Source organism: Ensifer aridi, assembly GCF_002078505.1.
Lineage (GTDB): Bacteria > Pseudomonadota > Alphaproteobacteria > Rhizobiales > Rhizobiaceae > Sinorhizobium > Sinorhizobium aridi.
This window is the reverse complement of sequence record NZ_LUAV01000034.1, coordinates 95505-115855: the sequence shown is the minus strand read 5'-3', so window position 1 is coordinate 115855 and position 20351 is coordinate 95505. Positions and strand designations below refer to the sequence as shown.

Below are 20351 nucleotides of genomic sequence, written 5' to 3'. Positions count from 1 at the left end.
GTAAGATATCACCGCTAGCCGCTGCCGCGGAAGTTGCATCGAAGAGGCGCCGCGTGATGCCGTTGCTGCTTACCTCACCGCAACCGACGACGGTCGCCCTCCGCGTGGGGAATGCGCGTCAACTGACGCTTGTGTGCTCCGATGCCCGTTGCGAGAGCGCGGGCCCCCTCGCTCTTCGCGCCCGCGCCAGCCCGGCCACTTGCGCCGCGACGAAGATGGCGTGGTCGTTGACCTGCGGCAGCCCCATCAGTTCCCCGAAGGTCCCGCGAGCGAGCGGCCCGGCGATGAAGAGGTCATCCTGCTCCCGGCCCTCCTTATCGAGCGCCCTGCTGGTCTCGCTGCAGGCAAGGCCAAGGCCGACCGCGTCCGCCTGCAGGTGACCGGCGGCGCCAAGCGCTTCGAGCCAGCCTTGGCTCTTCAGGATGTTCTTGTGCGCGGGGCCTGTGGTGACCACCACCGCATCGACAGTCCACTGCTCCGTTCCGCCCGACCAGCGTTGCCGGAAGGTGACGGTGATGTCGCCGCCGTTTGTTTCAATGCCTGCGATCGAACCCGCCAGAACCCGGACGTCGCCGGCACTGAGCCCTGCACGGATGATCGCATCGATCTGCGGGGCGACGCGAAAGCGGTGGACGTCCCAGAAGGGGCGAAGATGACGCACGAGGCGCCGCCGCTCCGCAACCGACAGATTGCGCCAGATCTCCCCGCCCTGGGCCCGCAGGGCATCGAAGACGGCGTGCCAGCTAAAGCCCTCCGCCGCGGCATTCGCGATCTCCTGGCGGACGCTGAGAAGGAGTTCGCTCGCCGTTGTGGTCGCTCGAGCGGTGAAGTCGCCATAGGGGTCCTGCGCCCGGCCCGCATGTCCGCGCGAGCGAAGACCGCGGCGGGAGAAAGCGGTGATCGGTCCCCTGTGCCCGCTTGTGCGCAAGGACGCAATAACGTCGGCGGAGGTCAAGCCGGAGCCGATGATCAGGACACGGTCGTTTGTGCGGATGGCCTCGAGCGCGCCTGGTACGGTCGTGTCCGCCACGTAGCGGGGGTGCCCGCGCAACGCTGCGGCGATGCCGCCCGGCGCCTCGGGGGCAGGATGCGTCGTCGCGACGATCAGCACGTCGGCCCGGATCCCGGAGCCGCCCTCGCCGCGGACCTCCCATAAAGCGTCCTTGCGCCCAACGCCTATGACCTTCTCCCGGATGTGCGTGACGCGCCCCGTTTCGATGAACGGAGTGACCGATTCCGCGACATAGAGGCCGAAGAGCCGGCGGCGCGGGTAGAGGTGACCGTCCGAGGCGAGTGCCTCGGCGTCGTCGCGCAGCTCGCCGCGCGAGGCGAGCCAGTGCATGAAATGGTCGTCATCGTCCGGATCTATGCTCATGCGCGCAGCTGGAACGTTGACGCGATGCGCGCGATCCGCCGTATCATAGGCAAGGCCGCAGCCGAGCCTTTCGCGCGGCTCGAAAACCGCGATTCGCCAGCCGTCGATGTCACGGCTGCGCGCCAGGTTGGCCGCGACCACGGCGCCGGTGAAACCACCGCCAATGATGACAACAGAAGAGTGCGGGCCGTTCATGGGTACGACACCTCGAGCATTTGCCTGTCACCGCGGGCGATGATCTTGCCGAAACGATACGCCTCATCGACCGCCTGGGCTACCTCTGCTTGCGAACGCGAGGGCGACGTTGCGCCGGCCGACGCGCTGCTTTGTCTGGGCGGAAGCCGGAGAGTTCATCCTGCCTTCAGGGCCAGACGCTTTCCTGTGGCGATTAGCCGTGCCGCCGCATAGGTCTGCGTGACGATCTCCGGCACCAGGTCGATGTCCGGCAAGCTTCCGAGGCCCAACGGACCGATCGCGAATAGGTTCTGCGTGCGCCCGCCGGCCCCCAGAACTTCGCCCATCGGGCTCACGGCGATGCCGAGGCCGAGTTCATCCGTGCGGGCAAGCCCACCCGCAAAGAGGCTTTGGAACAGGGGGGCGCCGAGTTCCGGCGCGGAGCAACGGCAGTCGATCACCTGGTCGGCGCGCAGCAATTCCTCGATCTCCTCTCCTGCCCAGCGCACCATGATCCCTTCCGGAACGCGCCGCCCCGCCCAGCCGCGACGAAGCACGGTTCGCCCGTCGGCGAACTCCTGCTGCAGCCGGGCGTGCACCGCCGCCGGCAACCTGTTTCGGTGGCTGTCGTAGATGGCGCGCAGGTGGCGGTTAAACTGTCGCTTCTCCTGTGCCGAGAGGGATTGCCAGAGCGAGCGCGCCCGGCGGCGCAGACCGTTCATCGCCGCCTGCCAACCCTGCCCCCTTGCTTCCGCCTCGGCGCAGGCCTGGCGGACGAAGCGCACGATCTGACGAAGGCCGGAGGGCATCGGATCGACGGGGAAGCTCGGCGCGGCTGCAAGCAGCGTGTGCGTCTGTGGCAGGAAGCCGCGACGCGAAAGCAGCGTGATCTTGCCGGCATAGCCGTTGTCACGCAGCTGGAAGAGTCGGTCGACCACGCGAACGCCGCTGCCGAGCAGCACCGCATGGCGCGGATCGACGAGCCGCCGCGTCCTGACGAGCGGCTTATCGTCCTGCGCAACCTCGATATCGCACGGCCGTACGCCAAAACCCGTCGCGAGCACCACGATATCGCAGGTATCGCTCGCGCCTACGCGAACGAGGGTGAAGCGACCGTTCGCAAGCTTGCGCAGACCGAGGATCGGCTCGTGCGAGAACTTCACCGTGATATCGGAACGGCGCGCGAGCGCCTCGGAAAAGCGCTGATGGACATAGTCGCTAAATATACCTTTCGGCACAAAAATCTGCCGGAAGCCCGGTATCGCCGCCGGAACGGCGGCGCGGAACTCGTCATTGGCGCAGAGCCAGTCGTTGAAATCGTCGGGCTGGCCGGCAGCAACCGAGAGATCCCGCACTCGGCTGTTCAAAATCTCGCAGCGCTGCGCCGAAGAAAGCGCCTGACCGCCGCTGATCGCCGGATGCGGGTCGTACATCGTGAGATGAAAGGGCATGCGCATCGACTTCATCAGCGCGATCGCCATCATGATGCCGGAAAATCCGCGGCCGATAACGGCGATCTCCGGTTTCGAGGTCGAGCCGGGCGTCGCCGACTTCGCTGCAAACAGTCCGAGAACGGTCATGTGAGCTCCTTTGCGACTGGCGGTCGCTCCTCATTCCGGGCAATCCCGTACGCAGGACTTCGAGACACACAAAGAGTTGGGATTTTCAGGGATATTGGATCCTATGCCGCTCGCCCGTCGGGATCGCGGGAACAGTGCCGGCGGGGGATCGCTCCGTGCCTTCACCATCCCGCGTCGAGCGAGACATCTGCACTTCTTCGGCTGGCCTGGCGCTTTGGCTCATGGTCATCCTTATACGGCATATTCTATCAACTTAGTATTTTATGACAAAGCTTCCAATCGGCAAGGCATTTTTGTGACACGGGCCGCGGCCGAGCGCCTGACCACTTGCCTCTACACGCGTAAGCCGCTGAATTCACGGAATAACATCATGCCGTTGGGTGCGGCACAGGTAACACCCACGCGGCCGTTATCGCGGCGCGCGCATTTCGAGCGGCTCGACAGTGGAAGAATTCCGTCCATGCGCCATACTAAAGGGGCGGAGCGACAGGCAAACGCAAAGAAAGTTCAATATTCACAAAATCTATAGAACCAGCTTTCTTACGAGTTGTCCTGCGATCGTTCAGGGATATGGCCAAAGGCCTGAGCGGGATCGGCGATGGGCGCGCGAAGCGGCTTTTCCGCCCGGATCCCGCGTCAAGCCGCAGACGCGCGAGCGCGGCGTCGAGGGCGGATGGAGGGATAAGATGGGAACGATCTCGCAGTTCGCCGAGAAAGCCAGGCCGCCCGCGCACCGGATCGAGAGCGAGGAAGAGGCCCTCTCGATTGCAAAGGATCTGGCGGCGGAGCTCGCCGAGGGCGCCAGCGAGCGCGACCTCGAGCGAGTCCTTCCCTATGAGGAACTCGACCGGCTTGCGCAATCGGGGCTGCTGGCGATCAGTATTCCTTCGGAACACGGCGGCATCGACGTCTCGAACGCTGTGCTTGCCGAAGTGACGGCGATCCTGGCCGAGGCCGACAGTTCGATCGGGCTGATCCCGCAAGAGCACTTCTACATCCTGGAAGCGTTACGCCAGCATGGGAGCGAGGAACAGAAACAGTTCTTCTTTGGCCGCGCGCTCGCCGGCGACCGCTTCTGCTGTGCGCTTTCGGAGACCGAGACCAGTGCAGCCGGTCACTACGAGACCCGCATTACAGAAGATGGCGCCGGCTACCGCATCGATGGCCGCAAGGAACATTCGACCGGCGTTCTCTTTGCCGATTGGATCGCCGTCTTCGCGCTCGACGCGGCCGGCCGGATCGCCTTGTCCATCGTTCCTCGCGGGGCCGAAGGCATCCAGATCATCGACGACTGGGATAGTTTCGGACAGCGCGTCACCGGTACTGGCACCGCGGTCCTGCAGAACGTCTATGTGAATGCGGACTCCGTCATCCGGCACCACCGGGGCTTCGAGCGGCCGACGGCGATCGACGCCGTCGGCCAGATCATCCACGCGGGCGTCGATCTCGGCATTGCCCGAGCCGCCTTCCGCGAGACCGTCCACTTCGTTCGCTATCACGCGCGCCCCTCGCCAGGGAGCGGTGCCGAGCAGGTATCGGAAGATCCGTTGGCGATCACCGAGCTCGGCAAGATCGCCACCCACCTGGAGGCGGCAACCGCCTTGATCGAGCATGCGGGCCGGAAGGTCGACGCCGCCCAGGTCGATCCGACGGAGGAGCACGCGGTCACAGCCAGCCTCGCGGTTGCCGCCGCCAAGGTGGTCACGAGCGAAGTCGCACTGGAGGCCGCCAACACGCTCTTCGAACTGGCCGGCACCGCCGCGACCAGGGTTGCGCTCAATCTCGACCGCTATTGGCGCAACGCCCGCACCCACACGCTGCATGACCCGCTTCGTTGGAAATACCACGCCGTCGGCAATTACCACGTCAACGGGGTCAAGCCTCCGCGCAACGGCGCGCTATGATCGGGGCCCCCCCGAACTTGATAACGGCCCTCTCCAGCCGGGAACGCCTAACCCGCTTCGCTGAGAAGCGGTGCGATGACATTCTCTTCCTCGCTTGCCGCGAACTGCTCGAGAGTCATGTTGTCGAGAATGCCGGCCATGGCATCGCGCACCACGATCATCGACCGACGCACATGACAGGTTTGCGGATCCGAACAGTCGTCGCAGACTTCATAGGCCGTGCGGCTCGCGCAGCGGATCGGAGCCAGCGGGCCGTCAAGCGTGCGGATCACCTGGCCGACGCGGATCTCGGATGCGGGTCGCGCCAGCGAATACCCACCGCCAGGCCCTTTTTTCGAGCGAAGAAAGCCGGCATTTCTAAGTTCCAGCATGATCGTGTCGAGGAATTTCTTCGGCAAGTTGTTGCGAACGGCGATATCGGTGATGAAAGCCGTTTCGCCCGGCTGAAGCTGGGCGAGGTCCACCATCGCCTTCAGACCGTATTTTCCTTTTTTTGTCAGCATGAGACATCGCTTTCGAGACGATCGGGGACGCGGAATGGAAAAGCGCGCGCTTTCCGCCCGCATCCACGACTGAAACACTGGAGAATCGACCACGTCTGATCCGGACTCGCGCCGGAATCACCCTGATCCGGTGCCGTCGAGCGCCACCCCGCCGGCTCTGTAGGGGCGGGCTTGCGTATCGGTTCCAGTTATAAATCAGCCGCATTTCAGCGGCAAGAAATCAATTCAGTTCTCAGATAGATTTACTTGAAAGTTCTAAGCGTCGCTAATGGTCGCACACGAGTCGGCGCGGAAATTTTCACATTTAATCGGGGCCGCGGGGTGGCGGCAACCGTGACCCCATCTCACCCAAGTGAGATGGAATCGTCGACGATGATGACCGGACGGCCGAGCGAGCAGGCCTCGACGCGCGCTTCGACGCGGTAGACGGATTTCAGCATCTCCGCGGTGATCACGGTGTGCGTCGGCCCGCTTGCGATCACTGACCCGTTGCTGATCACGATCGTATCGTCGCAATAACGGAGTGCGTGATTGAGGTCGTGGAGCGCGATCAGCACGGCCATGCCGGACTGTGCTGCGAGGCGCTTCATGAAGCTGAGGACCTCGATCTGGCGGAAGAGGTCCAGCGCCGAGGTCGGCTCGTCCATGAGGAGGACTTCCGGCTTGCGCACCAGTGCCTGGGCGATCGACACGAGCTGGCGCTGCCCGCCGGAAAGTTCGCCGAGTCCGCGGAAGGCGAGATCATCGATCCTGAGCGCCGCGAGCACCCGATCGATCTCGGCGAGCTCCCCGTCCTTCACCTTCCACCCGGAGCCCTGCTTTGCAGAAAGCAGGACCGACTCGTAGACCGTCAAGACGGCATTGGCGCCGGTGTCCTGCGGCATGTAGCAGATCGCTTCCTGCCCTTTCGCTGTATCGGAAAGATGGACGAGGCCGGGACCGGCGGCGAGGCCGGCGATACGTTTGAAGAGCGTCGATTTTCCGGCTGCATTGGGGCCGATGACGGCAGTCAAGCGACCGCCGCTCAATGTGCCCGTATTGATGTCGGACAGCACGATGCGGCGGCCATAGGTCGCGCCGACATCCTTGAGTGCGAGGCCTACCATGAGCGCCTCCTGTTGGTGAAAATCAGCACAAAGAAGAAGGGGACGCCGACGAGCGCCGTGATAATGCCGATCGGCAGCACCGCCCCCGGAATGAGCATCTTGCTGACGACCGACGTGACCGAGAGCAGGAGCGCGCCGCAGAGGACGGAGGCCGGCAGGAAGAAGCGCTGGTCTTCGCCCACCAGCATGCGGGCGATGTGCGGCCCGACGAGGCCGACGAAGCCGATCGTGCCGACGAAGGAGACGGGGATCGCCGAGAGCAGGCTGACCGTCAGCATGGTTTCGAGCCGCAGCCGGCGAACATTGATGCCGAAGCTCGCCGCCTTGTCGTCACCGAGCCGGAGCGCCGTCAGAGCCCAGGCATGCCGCGCGAAAAGCGGCACGGCGAAGACGAGCACTGCCCCGGTTATCCAGACCTTCGGCCAGGTCGCCTTGGTGAGGCTGCCCATGGTCCAGAACACCACCGCCGCGAGCGCCTGCTCGGAGGCGAGATATTCGAGCAGCGACAGCGCCGCGTTGAACGTAAAGACGAGCGCAATGCCGAGAAGCACGATCGTCTCCACGGTGACGCCGCGCATCGTCGAGGCGAAATGGATGAAGAGCGCCGCGACCATCGCCATCAGGAAGGCGTTGAGCGGCACCATGTATTGAACCGCCACCGGAAAGACCGCCACACCCGCAACGAGGCCGAGTGCCGCGCCGAAGCCGGCAGCGGCCGAAATGCCGAGCGTGAAGGGGCTTGCGAGCGGGTTGGCGAGGATCGTCTGCATCTGCGCGCCCGCGACAGAGAGCGACGCGCCGACGGTCACCGCCATCAGCGCGATCGGCATGCGGATATCCCAGATAACGACGCGAAGCTGGTCGCCGACGCTCTCGGCCCAAAACAACGCCGTCAGCACGTCTGCGAGCGGATAGTTGGCAGGTCCGAGTGCCATGTCGACGGCGACGGAAAGAAACAGTGCCACGAGAAGGCCGGAGAGCAGGAGCACACGACGCGCAACGAGCGCGCGGTAGCGTCCGCGTCCTTCGAGACCGGCGATTTCATCGGAGATCGCCACCATCATTCACCCCCATCCGAAAGCGAGACGAAATAGCCGGGCCGATAGGCGACCGGGAGGAATTTCTCATGGAATTCGCGGAAGGTCCGGTCAGGATCAATATCGGCGAAGAGGTCCGGGTGGAACCACTTGGCGAACTGCTGAATCGGAACGAACTCGTAGGGCACGCCATAGAACTGGTGCCAGACGGCGTGCACCCTGCCCGCCTTCACCGCATCGAGGCTGGCAAAGGCCGGGCGCTGCATCAAGCCCCTCAATTTCTCCCGGGCCGCCGTGGGATCGGCGCCGCGGCCGACGGCTACGAACTGATTGAGATCGGATTCGGCCGACCAGTTGCTGCCGGTCACGATGACATGATCCGGATTGGCAACCACGAGCTGTTCGGGATTGAGATCGCCGAAGGTCGCTGTGATCACGTCGGAGCCGATATTGTGGCCCCCAGCCTTTTCCGCCATCTCGCCGAAATTCGCCGGGCCGAAGGTCCGGCAGCAGGCCGTCTCCCCGGTGATCCCGGGCGAGCGTTCGATGAAGACCTTCGGGCGCTCGATCGCACCGGCGTTAGCGAGCCGGTCGGTCACGATCGCGATTTGGGCGCGCCGGTAGTCGATGAACTCCTTCGCCCGCGTCTCGGCGCCGAAGAGCTGCCCAAGTATCTCGATCGATCTCTCGCTGTTCTTCGCGGGATCCACACGGAAGTCGAGATAGACGACGGCGATGCCTGCGGCTGTCGCCTTTTCGATGAAACCTGCTTCCTCGACAGCCTTCTCAGCTTCGAGGTTCAGCGTCAGCACGTCGGGCTTGAGCGCGATTGCCGCTTCCAGGCTGAAATCGCCGCTCGGGATGTAGCCGAAGCGCGGCAGCTTCTCGACCGCGGGAAACCGCTCCGAGTAACCGGCATAGGAATCCGGATCCTTCTTGATCAGATCGTCGCGCCAGCCGACGATCGTGTTGAAGACATGTTCGCCCTTGAGCGCCGCGCCGACATGAATCTGACGCGCCTCGCCGAGCAATATCCGCTTGGCCGGCAGCTCGATCTCCACGTTGCGGCCGGTGACATGGGTGATTTCCGCCGCAAACGCCGAAGCCGCGGCCATGGCCGCGGCAGCGAGTGCCAAAAGGACGTTCTTGAGAATCGGCATTCCAAGACCTCGAAATAGGCGAGCGGAGGGCTTTTGCCCTCCGATACGGTGCTTATTGACCCACATTCAACGAAACGAAGTAGCCGCTCTTGTAAGGCAGCGGCAGGAAGCGCTCGTGCAGTTCCTTGAACGTCGTTTCCGGATCGAGGTCCGCGAAGAGATCGGGATGCAGCCACTTGGCGATCTGCTGGATGGCCACGAACTGGTAGGGGTTGTTGTAGAACTGGTGCCAGATGGCGTGGACGTTGCCTTCCTTGACGGCCTTCACACCGGTGAAAGCCGGGCGCTTGGTCAGGTTTTCGAGCTTGCGCAGCGCTTCCTTCTCATCCGCGCCATAGCCGACACCGACCCAGTTTCCGCCCGGGACATAACCTTCCCAGTTGCCGCCGGTCACGATGATCTGGTCGGGATTGGACGCGATGATCTGCTCCGGATTGACCGTGCCGAAGGTTCCCGGAATGATGTCCTTCGCCATGTTCACACCGCCGGCGAACTCGACCATCTTGCCGAAATTCTCGTTGCCGAAGGACATGCAGCAATCGTCGGAATAACCGCCGGCGCGCTCGACGAAGACGAGCGGCTTCTTCGGATTGGCTTTCGCCAGCACGTCGGTAACCTTGGCGATGCTGTCGGCGCGGAATTTGATGAATTCCTCCGCCTTTTCCTCCTTGCCGAAGAGCTTGCCTATGAGGCGCATGCTCGGTTCGGTGTTCTCCATCGGCTTTTCGCGAAAATCGACATAGACGAGCGGGATGCCGACCTTTTCGAGCTTCTCGATATAACCCGCTTCTTCCGTCGCCGTCTTGGCGTCGATGTTCATCAGCATGACGTCCGGCTTCAGCGCCACCGCCTGCTCGATATCGAAGGTTCCGTCCTTCATGCCGCCAAAGGTCGGCAGCTTGGCAATCTCGGGATATTTGGCGAGGTAGGCAGCGTAGGTTTCGGGGTCTGCCTTTGCGAGGTCGTCGCGCCAGCCGACGACGCGCTTGAAGGGCTCGTCTTTATCCAGGGCACCGACGAAATAGATCTGGCGCCCCTCGCCGAGAATCACATGCTCGACCGGCACGTCGACCTCGACCTCGCGACCGGTGACATCTTTCACCTTCACGGTGTCGGCGAGCGCCGTCGTCGAAATAAGCACGCAAAGACCCGCGGCGGCAGCGGCCACCTTGTTGAAAAGCCTCATTGTTCCCTGCTCCATTAAAATTCGGTGCCTTCTAATATTTCCTGACTTTACCAGTCAACATATATCTTTTAGAACGCTTCCAAACAGCAGGGGCCTGAATAAAGATGAGCGACGTGGCAGCGCGCCCGAACTACGATCTTCGTGACGAAATCAAAGCCTATTGGTCCGCGCGTGCCGCCACCTTCGATCTTTCGCCCGGACACGAGATCTTCTCGGAGGAAGAACGCGCCGCTTGGCATAGGCTCTTCTTGCGTCATCTCGGCGAGGGCGCCGGACGCTCGGCGCTCGATCTTGCAAGTGGAACCGGGGTCGTCTCGCACCTGCTTGACGATCTCGGCTTCAGGGTCACCGGCCTCGACTGGGCCGAGCCGATGCTCGAACTCGCGCGGCGCAAGGCAACGGCACGTGGACGCAATATCTCCTTCCGCATCGGCGACGCGGAGAACACGATGGAGCTGGACGGCCACTACGATGTCGTGGTCAACCGGCACCTGGTCTGGACCCTCGTCGCCCCGGCCGCGGCTTTCAAGGAATGGCGACGCGTGCTCAAGCCTGGGGGCAGGCTGCTGATCGTCGATGGCGATTTCGTCAATACGAACCGGCTGGAACGGTTCTTCTCGGCGCTGAATGCCTGGGGCCAGCGTCTCGGCCTTCTCAAGCCCGACGCACCGTCGCTTTCGGGCGAGATGATGAACACGCATCGCAGCATTCTCTCCCGCGTCCACTTTTCGCATGGAGCTCGCGCGGACGCCGTGGTCGACCTGCTTCGGGCGGCCGGTTTCGTCGACATAGAGGTCGACACCGGTCTCCATGACATACACCGGACGCAGGCGAAGAACTGGAATTTTTTCAAGGGGCTAGCCCGCAGAAGCCAGCATCGCTACGCGATTGCCGCAAGCAAGCCGAAGGAAGCCCCCTGATCCGAGGGGCGGCGCGACGCAGCGATGCATAGCCAAAAAAAGAGCCTGCCGCGGGAGGAGGGCGGCAGGCTCTTCGGAAAGAACCGATCAGCAACATGGGAGGAGGAGGGTTGCTGATCCCGCGGGCAACCTCGGGAGGAGGAGAAGGCCGCCCACAAGTCGACGCCACGCGGGAGGAGGTGCATCGCTTCGACGGAGTGGACTATACGCCAGGCACGCGCATCTCATCAGACGATTCTTTGCAGGTCTGCTATGTGCTGCACGCGCAGCGCGCGATCTAGCACATGTTTCCTTGACCGGAACCGGCCTCAGGACAAAAAACTACAGCAATTCAAAGCGGTACAGGCGACCTCTGTGCATCTGAAAAGACGCGCGGCGCTGTAGGTCACGGGTCGCTCTCAGGAACCGCTCTGCCTCTTGAAATCGGCGGCGCCCGTCTCCATCTCTCGGCCACTACCCGTCATCGAGAACCAGGCGCGCGGATGTTGGTCCGCCGCGCTCGCGTTTTCCGGGTCAAAGGGCGCTCCCCGAAAGGGTCGAGCGCCCTTTTCGATTCCGCAGCCTCCGGATGCGGCTGTCCCTTCCTCATCCCGCGCTAGGGCCACAAAGCTGCCGCTTAATGGTCAGCAAATTGCCCCGCCCTCGCCGCACCGAGCACTTCCGAGGCCTGCATGCTTGAGGAATCGCTTGCGTCGCACGTTCCGAGGCCAAGCGAATGAGCAGGCGGTATTGCTGCCGATCACGTCATGCACGTCACGGAGAACCGAACATGATCACTCGTTACGCACTCGTCGCATCGCTGGCCGTTGCAGTCACCAGCCTAACGGCTATTGGACCGGCCGCGGCGCTAGAGGTCGCGCAGGCGCAACAGCCGGCGCCGGCGCAGCCCGATGCGAGCGGAGCGACCGCCCCCATCAGCGAGCAGAAGATCGATGCCTTTGCCGTTGCCTACCTTCAGGTGGACAAGGTCAGGCAGGAATATTCCGCCAAGATCGAAGCGACCACGGACGCAAACGCCAAAGCAAAGCTCGAGGCCGAAGCGAGCCAGCAGATGGTCAAGGCAGTCGAAGGCTCGCCGAACATGTCGGTCGAGGAATATACGACGATCCTGAAGGCCGCGCAGAGCGACCCGGCACTGGCGAAGAAGGTCCAGGAAAAGCTTCAGACGCCCGCGCCGTCGCAGCAGTAGAGCACCCAACAGCACCCGTGCGCCTTATCAGACGCACGGGTGCTGAAGACATGGAATCGCTGCTTGTTTTTCGTCAGCCGGCGATAAGCCAGAACAGCGATGCCGATACCAAGATGAAGAGGCCTATGGCCGCCAATAACCGCAGGGTGCCGGCATTGGTGTTGTCGCCGAGCACGCGGTTCCAGGATTCGCCCCCCGTTGCGTCATCCGCGCCTCCCACGCTTTCCGCCGTTTCCGGCTCGGCTCTGAGCGCGTGTGCGCGTCGGACCCGCTCATCGCTACCGCTGAAATCATGGGGCGGCGGTTGCGGCGGATCGGGCTGCGCCCCGTCGTTGGCAAGGGTCGAAGCCCAGCTGCCCGCGTCGGATGCATCGGCAACGTGATCCTCCGATGCGCGATCGGCGAGATCGCCGCGGCTTCGGTCCTTTTCCTGTTTATGTGGCATCTCGAACTCCTGCGCGCGTCGCGGAGAGGCGCTTTTGCGCCTCTCACATCACCTCACCCCGCTAAAAGCCAGTGAGCGCGTCAGCCGCCCCGTTAGGTCTGATTGTGCGAGCCACCGGGAGTCGTTACTCCCTTGAGCCCTGAGCCGGCGACCGACGGCTGTTCGCGGGCAGCGTCGGCAAGCGAGACGATCCCCACCAGCCGTTTGTCGCGATTGACAACCGGCAGGCGGCGGACCTGGATATCGCCCATATTGCGCGCGACATCGTCCACCTCGTCGTCCTCGAAGCAATATTTGACGTCTGTGGTCATGACGTCTGCAACGCGCGCCTGCGGGTCGAGACCATCCGCCACACCGCGAACGACGATGTCTCTATCTGTTATCATGCCGACCAAGCGGTCATGGTCTCCGACGGGCATGAAGCCGATATCGTTGTCCGCCATCTGCCGCGCGACGGAGGCGATCGTGTCGTTCGGGTCGGCCAGTACGACGTCTCTGGTCATGATTTCCGATACATGCATTGTTCTGCTCCTTCTATGGGCGGTGGCTCTTACGCCGCGACGCCGAGAGGCGTCGCGGCCGGGCCGCCGCGCAAGCTGCTTGGCTGATGTCAGCCTCCGTTGCTCTTGCGATTCGACTTCGTCGGACTTCCTTCGGGCGCCGCCGGTGCAGGGGAGGCGCCCGTCGCTTCCCCGCCTTCGCGTTTCTCACTCCCGCCGTCTGGCGGGACGCCCTGCATTTCTCGCGACGCCTGCTCCCAATGTCTTTCGTGCTGGCCTTCCGGTCGGCCCTCCTGCTCCCAGATCGCATAGGCCCTGCGCCTGATGAGCTCTTCCTTGTTGGTATCCATGTCCCTGTTGTTGTCCATGTCCCTCACCTCTCACGGCTGGACTGCACTAATGGCAAAACCGAAACGGCACGACCGTGCATTTGTTCCATCGGCTATGAGCCCTCAGTGCCTTGGCGGCTCGGGATTTTCATCGGGATTGGGAAGCGGCACTTCATCCGGTAGACGGTCGGGTTCAGGCTCCTCAATGGGCGGCTCCGGAATCCACGGTGGCTCCTGTGGCGGTTGCTCCGGGAACCGCTCCGGCTGACGCGGATTTGGCATTTTCATCTCCATTTCCAGTGAACCGAATGCGCGAGAACGCGCCTCTCATCGGACAATCCCGATCGGCAGAGATTGTTCCGCAAGCGCCTGACGGCTTCCGAGGTGGATGCGGCTGTGCGGCTCGCCCGCCTTTCGCTTCAAGCCGGCGCCGTCGATCCGGTCGCGTGCGGAACGAAAGCAGCGATGCTCTGCGCCGGAATGACCTCCCGGTCCGCGGCACCGTGCGTGCCAAGGACGTCGTCGGGGGCGGTGCAGAGCACGCGCCGCCACCCCTCGGCGTGCTCCGCTCGAGGGAGTGCGATCTCGCAATCGGGGCCGGCGTTGAGGACAAGGAACATCTCGCCCGCCGGGGCAGCTTCCGCGGTGGCCGCGCGACGCAGCCAGGCACCGATCAGACGCAACTCGCCGTTCTGCCACGCCCCCTCGTCCATCGGGCTGCCGTCGGCCTTGTACCACGCTATTTCGACGCGGCCGTTTTCGTCGGGTTCGCCATCGAGAAATCTTTCCTGACGCAGGACCGGATGCTCCTTGCGGAAGGAAACGAGCTTGCGACAGAGGTCCAGAAAGTCCTCGTCCGCCGCCTGCCAGTCGAGCCAGCCGATCTCGTTGTCCTGGCAATAGGCATTGTTGTTGCCTTGCTGGCTGTTTCCCAACTCGTCCCCGCCGAGCATCATCGGGACACCCTGACTGACCATCAGCGTTGCCAGCATGGCGAGGCGTCGTCGCCTTCGGGCCGCATTGATCGCCGGGTCCTCCGTCGCGCCTTCGACCCCCATATTGTCCGAATGGTTTTCCGGATGGCCGTCGCGGTTTTCCTCGCCGTTCGCTTCGTTGTGCTTCTCGCCGTAGGAGACCGTATCCATCAGCGTGAAGCCGTCATGTGCGCTTACGAGGTTGATCGACGAGGTCGCGGCGCGGTCCGAGTGGCGGAACTCGACCGGCGAACCGAGTAGGCGTTGGGCGAGCGCCGGAATCATTCCGGCATCGCCCTTCCAGAAGCGCCGGACGTCGTCGCGAAACCGGTCGTTCCACTCGCGAAACGGGGGCGGAAAGCCGCCGAGCTGATACCCCCCCTCCCCGATATCCCAGGGTTCCGCGATGAGCTTGACGCCCGCAAGCATCGGGTCCTGCCTAATGGCATCGAAGAAGCCGCCCTCTCGATCGAACTCCATGTATTCACGACCGAGCGTGCTTGCGAGGTCGAAGCGAAAACCGTCGATATGCATGACGCCGACCCAGTAGCGCAGGCTGTCGAGCACCATGCGCAGGACCAGGGGATGTGCGACGTTGAGCGTGTTGCCGGTGCCCGTCGTGTCGTAGGTATGGCGCGGCTTCTCGGGCGACTGGCGATAGTAACTGAGGTTGTCGAGCCCGCGGAAACTCAAGGTCGGACCGCGTTCCGATCCTTCGGCGGTATGGTTGTAGACGACGTCCATCAGCACCTCGATGCCGGCGGCATGGAATTTCTTGACCATCGTCTTGAATTCGGTGATGCGGCCGCCTTTGAGATAACGCGGATGCGGCGCGAAGAAGCCGAGCGGCTGATATCCCCAGTAGTTCCTGAGCCCCCGCTCGACCAGGTACCTGTCGTCGAGAAAATACTGCGCCGGCATCAGTTCGACCGCCGAGATCCCGAGCTTCAACAGATGCTCGACGATCGGGTCGCTGGCCATGCCGAGGAACGTGCCGCGCAGCTCGTCGGCGACCATGGGATGGGTCATGGTCATGCCGCGAACATGGGCCTCGTAGATGATCGTTTCCGTCCACGGACGGCGGATTGCTTCTTCACCCGCCCAGTCGAAGTCCGGATCCTGCACGACGCCCTTGATCATGAAAGGCGCGCTATCGCGCTCATCGAAGGAAAGATCGCCGTCCGGGCTGCCGATCGTGTAGCCGAAGAGCGCGTCGTCCCAGACGAATTCCCCGGTGACCTGTTTGGCATAGGGGTCGATGAGCAGCTTGTTCGGATTGAAGCGATGACCATTGTGCGGATCATAGGGGCCGTGGGCGCGATAGCCGTAGAGGGTGCCCGGGCCGATCCCCTCGATATAGCCGGACCAGACATCGCCCTCGCGCTTCGGCAGCGGCAGCCGCGCCGTTTCCCGGCCGTCTTCGGAAAACAGGCAGAGCTCGATCTTTTCGGCATGCGCGGAGAAAACGGCGAAATGCGTGCCGTGCCCGGTATATTCGGCACCGAGCTCGGGTTTGATGAAATCCAGTTCCGAGAACGCAACATTCATCTTGTCGTCGTGCCCCCTATGGCCGGGCTGAAAGCCATGGGGCAACGCCGAAGGGCGACGTTTGTTCCTGCCGGCAGTCGGGGTGGCTCGCCGTGTAACATGCCCTTGTGCGCGTCCAACCGTGCGCTCGGCGCTGAAGGCAACCCCGGAACTTTCTGCCGGCGTGGCAGTTCCTCGTCTCTCAAACAGGGGGGCGAGATCCGATGCGAGAGACAGCGACGCCCATAGGGTTCAGGAAAAGCTGGGGCGCCAATTTCATCGGCGACGATGTCGTACAATTCCGCCTATGGGCGCCCGACGAGCCGACCATTGACCTCGCGCTCAACGGTACCATGCACCAGATGCAGCGGCTTGACGGCGGCTGGTTCGAAATCTCAGCGAAAGCACGCGCGGGGGACCGTTACTGGTTTCGGCTTTCTGACGGCACAACCGTCGCCGATCCGGCGTCCTCGGCCCAGGAAAGCGAGGCCTCCGGTGCTTCGATCCTCGTCGATCACTCGGCCTACAAGTGGCAAGCCACCTCCTGGCGCGGTCGGCCGTGGGAGGAGACGATCATCTCGGAGCTCCATATCGGCTGCTTCACGCCGGAAGGCACCTTCCGCGCCGCGGTCGAGCGCCTCCCGGATCTGGCCCGGGCCGGGTTTACCGCCGTCGAGATCATGCCCGTCGCGCAGTTTCCCGGCGCGCGCGGCTGGGGCTATGACGGTGTGCTGCATTATGCGCCGCACAACGCTTATGGCACGCCGGACGATCTCAAGGCCCTCGTGGATGCGGCACATTCGCTCGGCCTCATGGTCCTGCTCGACGTCGTCTACAACCACTTCGGACCCGAGCAAAACCACCTCGCCCGCTATGCCTCACGCTTCTTCAACAAGGATCGCCCCACCCCCTGGGGCGCCTCGATCGCCTTCGAAGAAGATGCGGTCCGGCGCTATTTCATAGAGAACGCGCTCTACTGGCTCGGCGACTTCCGCTTCGACGGGCTGCGCCTCGATGCGACCGACCAGATCCGGGACACGAGCAAGCCGCATTTCCTGGTCGCACTGGCTCACGAGCTCCGGCAGACCTTTGCCGGGCGCGAGATCCATCTCGTCGTCGAGGACGCCAATCGCCGCAGAAGCCTCGTGGCCCGGGATGCGAACGGCGTTGGCGCTCTCTTCGATGGATCGTGGAACGACGACTTCCACAATGCTCTTCATGTCGTCGCGACCGGAGAGACCGAGGGCCACTACCGGCGCTTTGCGGACGATCCATGGGGCGACTTGCGGGACGCCATGACGGAAGGCTTCGCCATGCCCGCCAAGGAGGACGACTTCTTGTCCGCGCGGACCAATGCCCGGGTGCCGCCGCAGGGTCGCGTGAATTTCCTGCAGAACCATGACCAGATCGGCAATCGCGCCTTCGGCGAACGCCTGGTATCGCTCGTCAAGGAAGACCACCTGCGCGTGATGACGGTGATGCTGATGCTCGCGCCGCAGATTCCCCTGCTTTTCATGGGCGAGGAGTATGGCGAAACCCAGCCGTTTTATTTCTTCACGGACTATGAAGGCGAAATCGCCGAGGCCATTCGGCTGGGCCGCCGAGGAGAGGCGGAGAATTTCGGCGGCCTCCCGCCGGGCAAGACCGTGGACGATTTGCCCGATCCGCTCGACGAGCGGCAGTTTGCCGAATCGAAGCTGCGCTGGAGCCGCGCCGCAAGCCCGGCAGGCAGGCGGCAGCTCGCCTTCATGCGCGACCTCGCCGAGATCCGTCAGCGGCATATCGTGCCTTTGCTCGCCGGCACGGCTTTGCCGCAGTACCGGACAACCCCCACGAAGGAAGGCGTAGTTGCTATCGACTGGCAGTTCGAGGGGGTCTTGCTTGAATTGCGCGTCAACCTTTCGGAGGAAACGAGGATAATCCCCGCGATCCGCGGCCAACCGATCTTCGCGAGCGAAGCACCCGATCACAACGCTGCCGCCGGCAACGAGTTGAGCGGTCCGGGCATTATCGTGGCCGTGGCGCGCTAGATCAGCATCGTGGGAACAGCCCCTATACCTAGTGGTTAGTATGGACAACAACGAGGAGGGAGGAACGATCCTCGGAGGAGATGCCGAAGGAAATTGTGAAACTCGGTCCGGCACTTTCCGGCGAGCACGCCGACGCATCCACGATCGTCGCCTTAAGGCGGCAGGCGGAGGGCTGCGAGCGCTGCGACCTCTACAAGAATGCAACGCAACTCGTCTTCGGTGAGGGCCCGACAGATGCGCGTGTCGTGCTCGTCGGCGAGCAGCCCGGCGATCGCGAGGATCTTGCCGGTCATCCTTTCGTCGGACCGGCGGGCCGCGTTCTCGACGAATGCCTCCACGAGGCTGGAGTGGACCGCTCGGACTGCTACGTCACCAATGCCGTCAAGCACTTCAAGTTCGAGCAGCGCGGCAAGCGCCGGCTCCATTCGCGCCCCAATGCCGGTGAGATCCAACGTTGCGCCTGGTGGCTCGGCGCGGAACTTGATCGAATTCACCCGGAAATCGTCGTCGCCCTTGGCGCGACGGCGCTGTTCTCGCTGCTCGGGCGCAGCGTCGGGGTCACCCGCAACCGCGGAGAAGTGATCGGAACGCCCGACGGCTACCCGGTGCTAGTCACGATTCACCCGTCCTATCTCTTGAGAATTCGCGACGGTAGCGACGCTGCCGCGGAACGGGCACGCTTCGTGAAAGACCTTGCCAAGGTCGCAGCCCGGATCGGCTAGGAACCATCGTGATCCAGTGCATCTCTCCCAAAGCCGGGATATCAGGATTGCCGGTCGAGCTCCGGATAGTGGCGGAAGACGCAGGACTCGTTGAAGGACAATCGCCGATCCGAGGCGAGATAGCTGACAATCCTCGGCCGCGCCGCAACGGCGTCGTGCAACGCGATCAGCGCGGGAATGTTGGCCTCCAAGCCGCCCATCGCTTTGGGAAAGGCGTAGCGCAGGCCTTCTATCACCTGGAAGAGCGAAAGATCGACATAGCTCAGCCGGTTGCCGACGATGTGCTTGTGCCCCGTCGGGTTCTGGACGAGCACGCGCTCAAAATAGCCAAGGAACATCGGTAGACGCTCCGAGAGAAAGTTGGCCGATCGCCGCAGCGCCTCCGGTTTCTGCTCCTCGTAATAGAGCGAGACACCGATCGGGTGGTGTGTGTCGTGGATTTCCGCAACGAAATCGGTGATCGTCAATTGCAGGCCGTTGGCGGCGTATCTGAGGTCCTCCTCCTCGGGTGCAAGGCCGAGCCGCGGGCCGAGATAGAGCAGGATATTGGCGACATGAGATATGATGCGGTCGCCGTCCATCAGGAACGGCGGCGCGAGGGCCACGGTCGCGCCGCCTGCGTCTTTCATCAGTTTCAGCATTGCCGTCGTGCCGCCGGGCTCGCGCGCTACATCGACGTAATCCGCGCCGGCTTCCTCGAGCGCCAGGCGTACGAATTCGCCGCGGCCGGGAATGCCATCCCAGTAATAGAGCTTGTAAGCCATGGAGAGTCCCCCGTCTGTCGATGTTTCATTTGGGCTCGCGGCCGAAATCCTTTCTAAGCTGGTTCTTCGCCTTTTCGAGCACACCCTTCTGCTTGCGGGTCAATCCCGCACCTGCCCGGTTGATATAGAACGTCAGCATCGACATGGCAGAGCGGAATGGGCTTGATTTTCGGCGATCACTCTCTTCCGCCGAGCGTTTCAAGGAGTGCGCGATGTCCTTAGGATCATCCAATTTGAAAACTCCAGGCTCAAGGTCCAGCGCATCGCTATGCTCGGTTACCTCCTGCGACCATTTGTTTTTCTTCTCATGCTTTTTGCTCATCGTCGTTCTTTCATGGTTTCCATCAGAGCGCTTCGACCTATCTTCAACTGAAGCCTGCGGAATTCGTTCCGTTCGAGGAGAAGTCCGATGAAGATCGATGAGTTGATGTTTGCCGAGAGCGACGGCGTGCCGAACAACCCGCACCTGCCGGTCCTCGTCTACCATCGCGCGATCGACGTCTCGGGCGACACCGCGCGGGACTTCGAGATGCGCTTTCACGCCAACGACTGGGGCGGTCTCTGGCGCAACGGCGTCTTCGGCTATCACCATTATCATTCTCAAGCGCACGAGGTTCTAGGCATCGCCACCGGCAGCGCAAGGCTTCTGATCGGCGGCCAGGCGGGTCGGGAGTTGGAGGTCGCCGCCGGCGATGCCATCGTCCTCCCCGCGGGCACCGGCCATTGTCGGCTGATGGCGAGCGACGACTTCCTGGTCGTCGGCGGCTATCCGCCGGGACAACGGGCAGACGTTCAGCGCCCTCCCGCAACGGAGGCCGACCGTGGGGCAATCGCTTCGGTGCCGCTGCCGCGCCTCGATCCCGTGCTCGCTGCTGACGGTCCCGCCGTCACGGTCTGGCGGCGCGCCGTCCGCGCCTGAGCCTGAA

General features: G+C 63.2%; 19 protein-coding genes. 6 read left to right on the top strand and 13 right to left on the bottom strand.

Annotated features, from left to right (window positions below; genetic code table 11):
• Positions 1–118: 118 nt before the first annotated feature.
• Both AYK65_RS25470 and AYK65_RS25465 read right to left on the bottom strand, forming a co-directional pair.
• On the bottom strand, positions 119–1570 hold the full coding sequence (locus AYK65_RS25470) for an FAD/NAD(P)-binding protein (protein WP_051440605.1): 1452 nt from the start codon (positions 1568–1570) through the stop codon (positions 119–121).
• A gap of 155 nt (positions 1571–1725) precedes the next feature.
• Complete coding sequence (locus tag AYK65_RS25465; protein WP_081161809.1) at positions 1726–3129, bottom strand: FAD/NAD(P)-binding protein; 1404 nt, start codon at positions 3127–3129, stop codon at positions 1726–1728.
• A 686-nt stretch (positions 3130–3815) separates the two neighbouring features.
• On the opposite strand from AYK65_RS25465, the gene AYK65_RS25460 reads away from it, so the two are divergent.
• Positions 3816–5033, top strand: a complete 1218-nt coding sequence (locus tag AYK65_RS25460) for an SfnB family sulfur acquisition oxidoreductase (RefSeq protein ID WP_081161807.1) — start codon at positions 3816–3818, stop codon at positions 5031–5033.
• A gap of 47 nt (positions 5034–5080) precedes the next feature.
• Here AYK65_RS25460 and AYK65_RS25455 read toward each other — a convergent pair whose 3' ends face one another.
• From AYK65_RS25455 to AYK65_RS25435, 5 genes are all read right to left on the bottom strand, one after another.
• The gene (locus tag AYK65_RS25455) at positions 5081–5536 is read right to left on the bottom strand and encodes an RrF2 family transcriptional regulator (protein ID WP_081161804.1); all 456 of its coding nucleotides are present in this window, start codon (positions 5534–5536) and stop codon (positions 5081–5083) included.
• Between the two features lie 344 nt (positions 5537–5880).
• The gene (locus AYK65_RS25450) at positions 5881–6642 is read right to left on the bottom strand and encodes an ABC transporter ATP-binding protein (protein WP_026616547.1); all 762 of its coding nucleotides are present in this window, start codon (positions 6640–6642) and stop codon (positions 5881–5883) included.
• Positions 6636–7706 carry a FecCD family ABC transporter permease gene (locus tag AYK65_RS25445; protein ID WP_139793347.1) on the bottom strand — a complete coding sequence of 357 codons (1071 nt, stop codon included), beginning with the start codon at positions 7704–7706 and terminating at the stop codon, positions 6636–6638. The genes AYK65_RS25450 and AYK65_RS25445 overlap by 7 nt, the downstream gene beginning before the upstream one ends.
• On the bottom strand, positions 7703–8839 hold the full coding sequence (locus AYK65_RS25440) for an ABC transporter substrate-binding protein (RefSeq protein WP_081161801.1): 1137 nt from the start codon (positions 8837–8839) through the stop codon (positions 7703–7705). Before AYK65_RS25440 ends, AYK65_RS25445 begins: the two co-directional genes overlap by 4 nt.
• Before the next feature lie 52 nt (positions 8840–8891).
• A complete protein-coding gene (locus AYK65_RS25435; protein WP_026616544.1) occupies positions 8892–10025 on the bottom strand; it encodes an ABC transporter substrate-binding protein in 1134 nt (377 codons plus the stop codon).
• A gap of 104 nt (positions 10026–10129) precedes the next feature.
• Here AYK65_RS25435 and AYK65_RS25430 point away from each other — a divergent pair, with 104 nt between their 5' ends.
• Positions 10130–10945 carry a class I SAM-dependent methyltransferase gene (locus tag AYK65_RS25430; protein WP_081161799.1) on the top strand — a complete coding sequence of 272 codons (816 nt, stop codon included), beginning with the start codon at positions 10130–10132 and terminating at the stop codon, positions 10943–10945.
• Positions 10946–11714: 769 nt separating this feature from the next.
• Positions 11715–12134: a DUF4168 domain-containing protein gene (locus AYK65_RS25425; protein WP_026616542.1), complete on the top strand. Its 420-nt coding sequence runs from the start codon at positions 11715–11717 to the stop codon at positions 12132–12134.
• 73 nt (positions 12135–12207) lie between these two features.
• On the opposite strand, the gene AYK65_RS25420 is transcribed toward AYK65_RS25425, so the two are convergent.
• The 4 genes from AYK65_RS25420 to glgX all read right to left on the bottom strand — a co-directional run bounded on the left by AYK65_RS25420 (position 12208) and on the right by glgX (position 15930).
• A complete protein-coding gene (locus AYK65_RS25420; RefSeq protein WP_026616541.1) occupies positions 12208–12579 on the bottom strand; it encodes a hypothetical protein in 372 nt (123 codons plus the stop codon).
• Positions 12580–12671: 92 nt separating this feature from the next.
• Positions 12672–13100 (bottom strand): CBS domain-containing protein, encoded by a 429-nt coding sequence (locus tag AYK65_RS25415; protein WP_046117213.1) that lies wholly within the window; start codon positions 13098–13100, stop codon positions 12672–12674.
• An 89-nt stretch (positions 13101–13189) separates the two neighbouring features.
• Positions 13190–13447: a DUF2934 domain-containing protein gene (locus AYK65_RS25410; RefSeq protein WP_046117214.1), complete on the bottom strand. Its 258-nt coding sequence runs from the start codon at positions 13445–13447 to the stop codon at positions 13190–13192.
• Positions 13448–13827: 380 nt separating this feature from the next.
• Positions 13828–15930 (bottom strand): glycogen debranching protein GlgX, encoded by a 2103-nt coding sequence (gene glgX, locus AYK65_RS25405; protein WP_081161796.1) that lies wholly within the window; start codon positions 15928–15930, stop codon positions 13828–13830.
• 203 nt (positions 15931–16133) lie between these two features.
• Between glgX and treZ the strand changes: the two genes are divergently transcribed.
• Both treZ and AYK65_RS25395 read left to right on the top strand, forming a co-directional pair.
• The gene (treZ, locus tag AYK65_RS25400; RefSeq protein WP_046117216.1) at positions 16134–17939 is read left to right on the top strand and encodes a malto-oligosyltrehalose trehalohydrolase; all 1806 of its coding nucleotides are present in this window, start codon (positions 16134–16136) and stop codon (positions 17937–17939) included.
• 80 nt (positions 17940–18019) lie between these two features.
• The gene (locus AYK65_RS25395; RefSeq protein ID WP_046117217.1) at positions 18020–18661 is read left to right on the top strand and encodes a UdgX family uracil-DNA binding protein; all 642 of its coding nucleotides are present in this window, start codon (positions 18020–18022) and stop codon (positions 18659–18661) included.
• Positions 18662–18702: 41 nt separating this feature from the next.
• On the opposite strand, the gene AYK65_RS25390 is transcribed toward AYK65_RS25395, so the two are convergent.
• Together AYK65_RS25390 and AYK65_RS25385 are read right to left on the bottom strand one after the other, a co-directional pair.
• On the bottom strand, positions 18703–19425 hold the full coding sequence (locus tag AYK65_RS25390) for a glutathione S-transferase (protein WP_026616536.1): 723 nt from the start codon (positions 19423–19425) through the stop codon (positions 18703–18705).
• Between the two features lie 25 nt (positions 19426–19450).
• Complete coding sequence (locus AYK65_RS25385) at positions 19451–19747, bottom strand: DUF3175 domain-containing protein (protein WP_081161793.1); 297 nt, start codon at positions 19745–19747, stop codon at positions 19451–19453.
• A gap of 87 nt (positions 19748–19834) precedes the next feature.
• Here AYK65_RS25385 and AYK65_RS25380 point away from each other — a divergent pair, with 87 nt between their 5' ends.
• Complete coding sequence (locus AYK65_RS25380; RefSeq protein WP_081161790.1) at positions 19835–20344, top strand: cupin domain-containing protein; 510 nt, start codon at positions 19835–19837, stop codon at positions 20342–20344.
• Positions 20345–20351 lie beyond the last annotated feature (7 nt).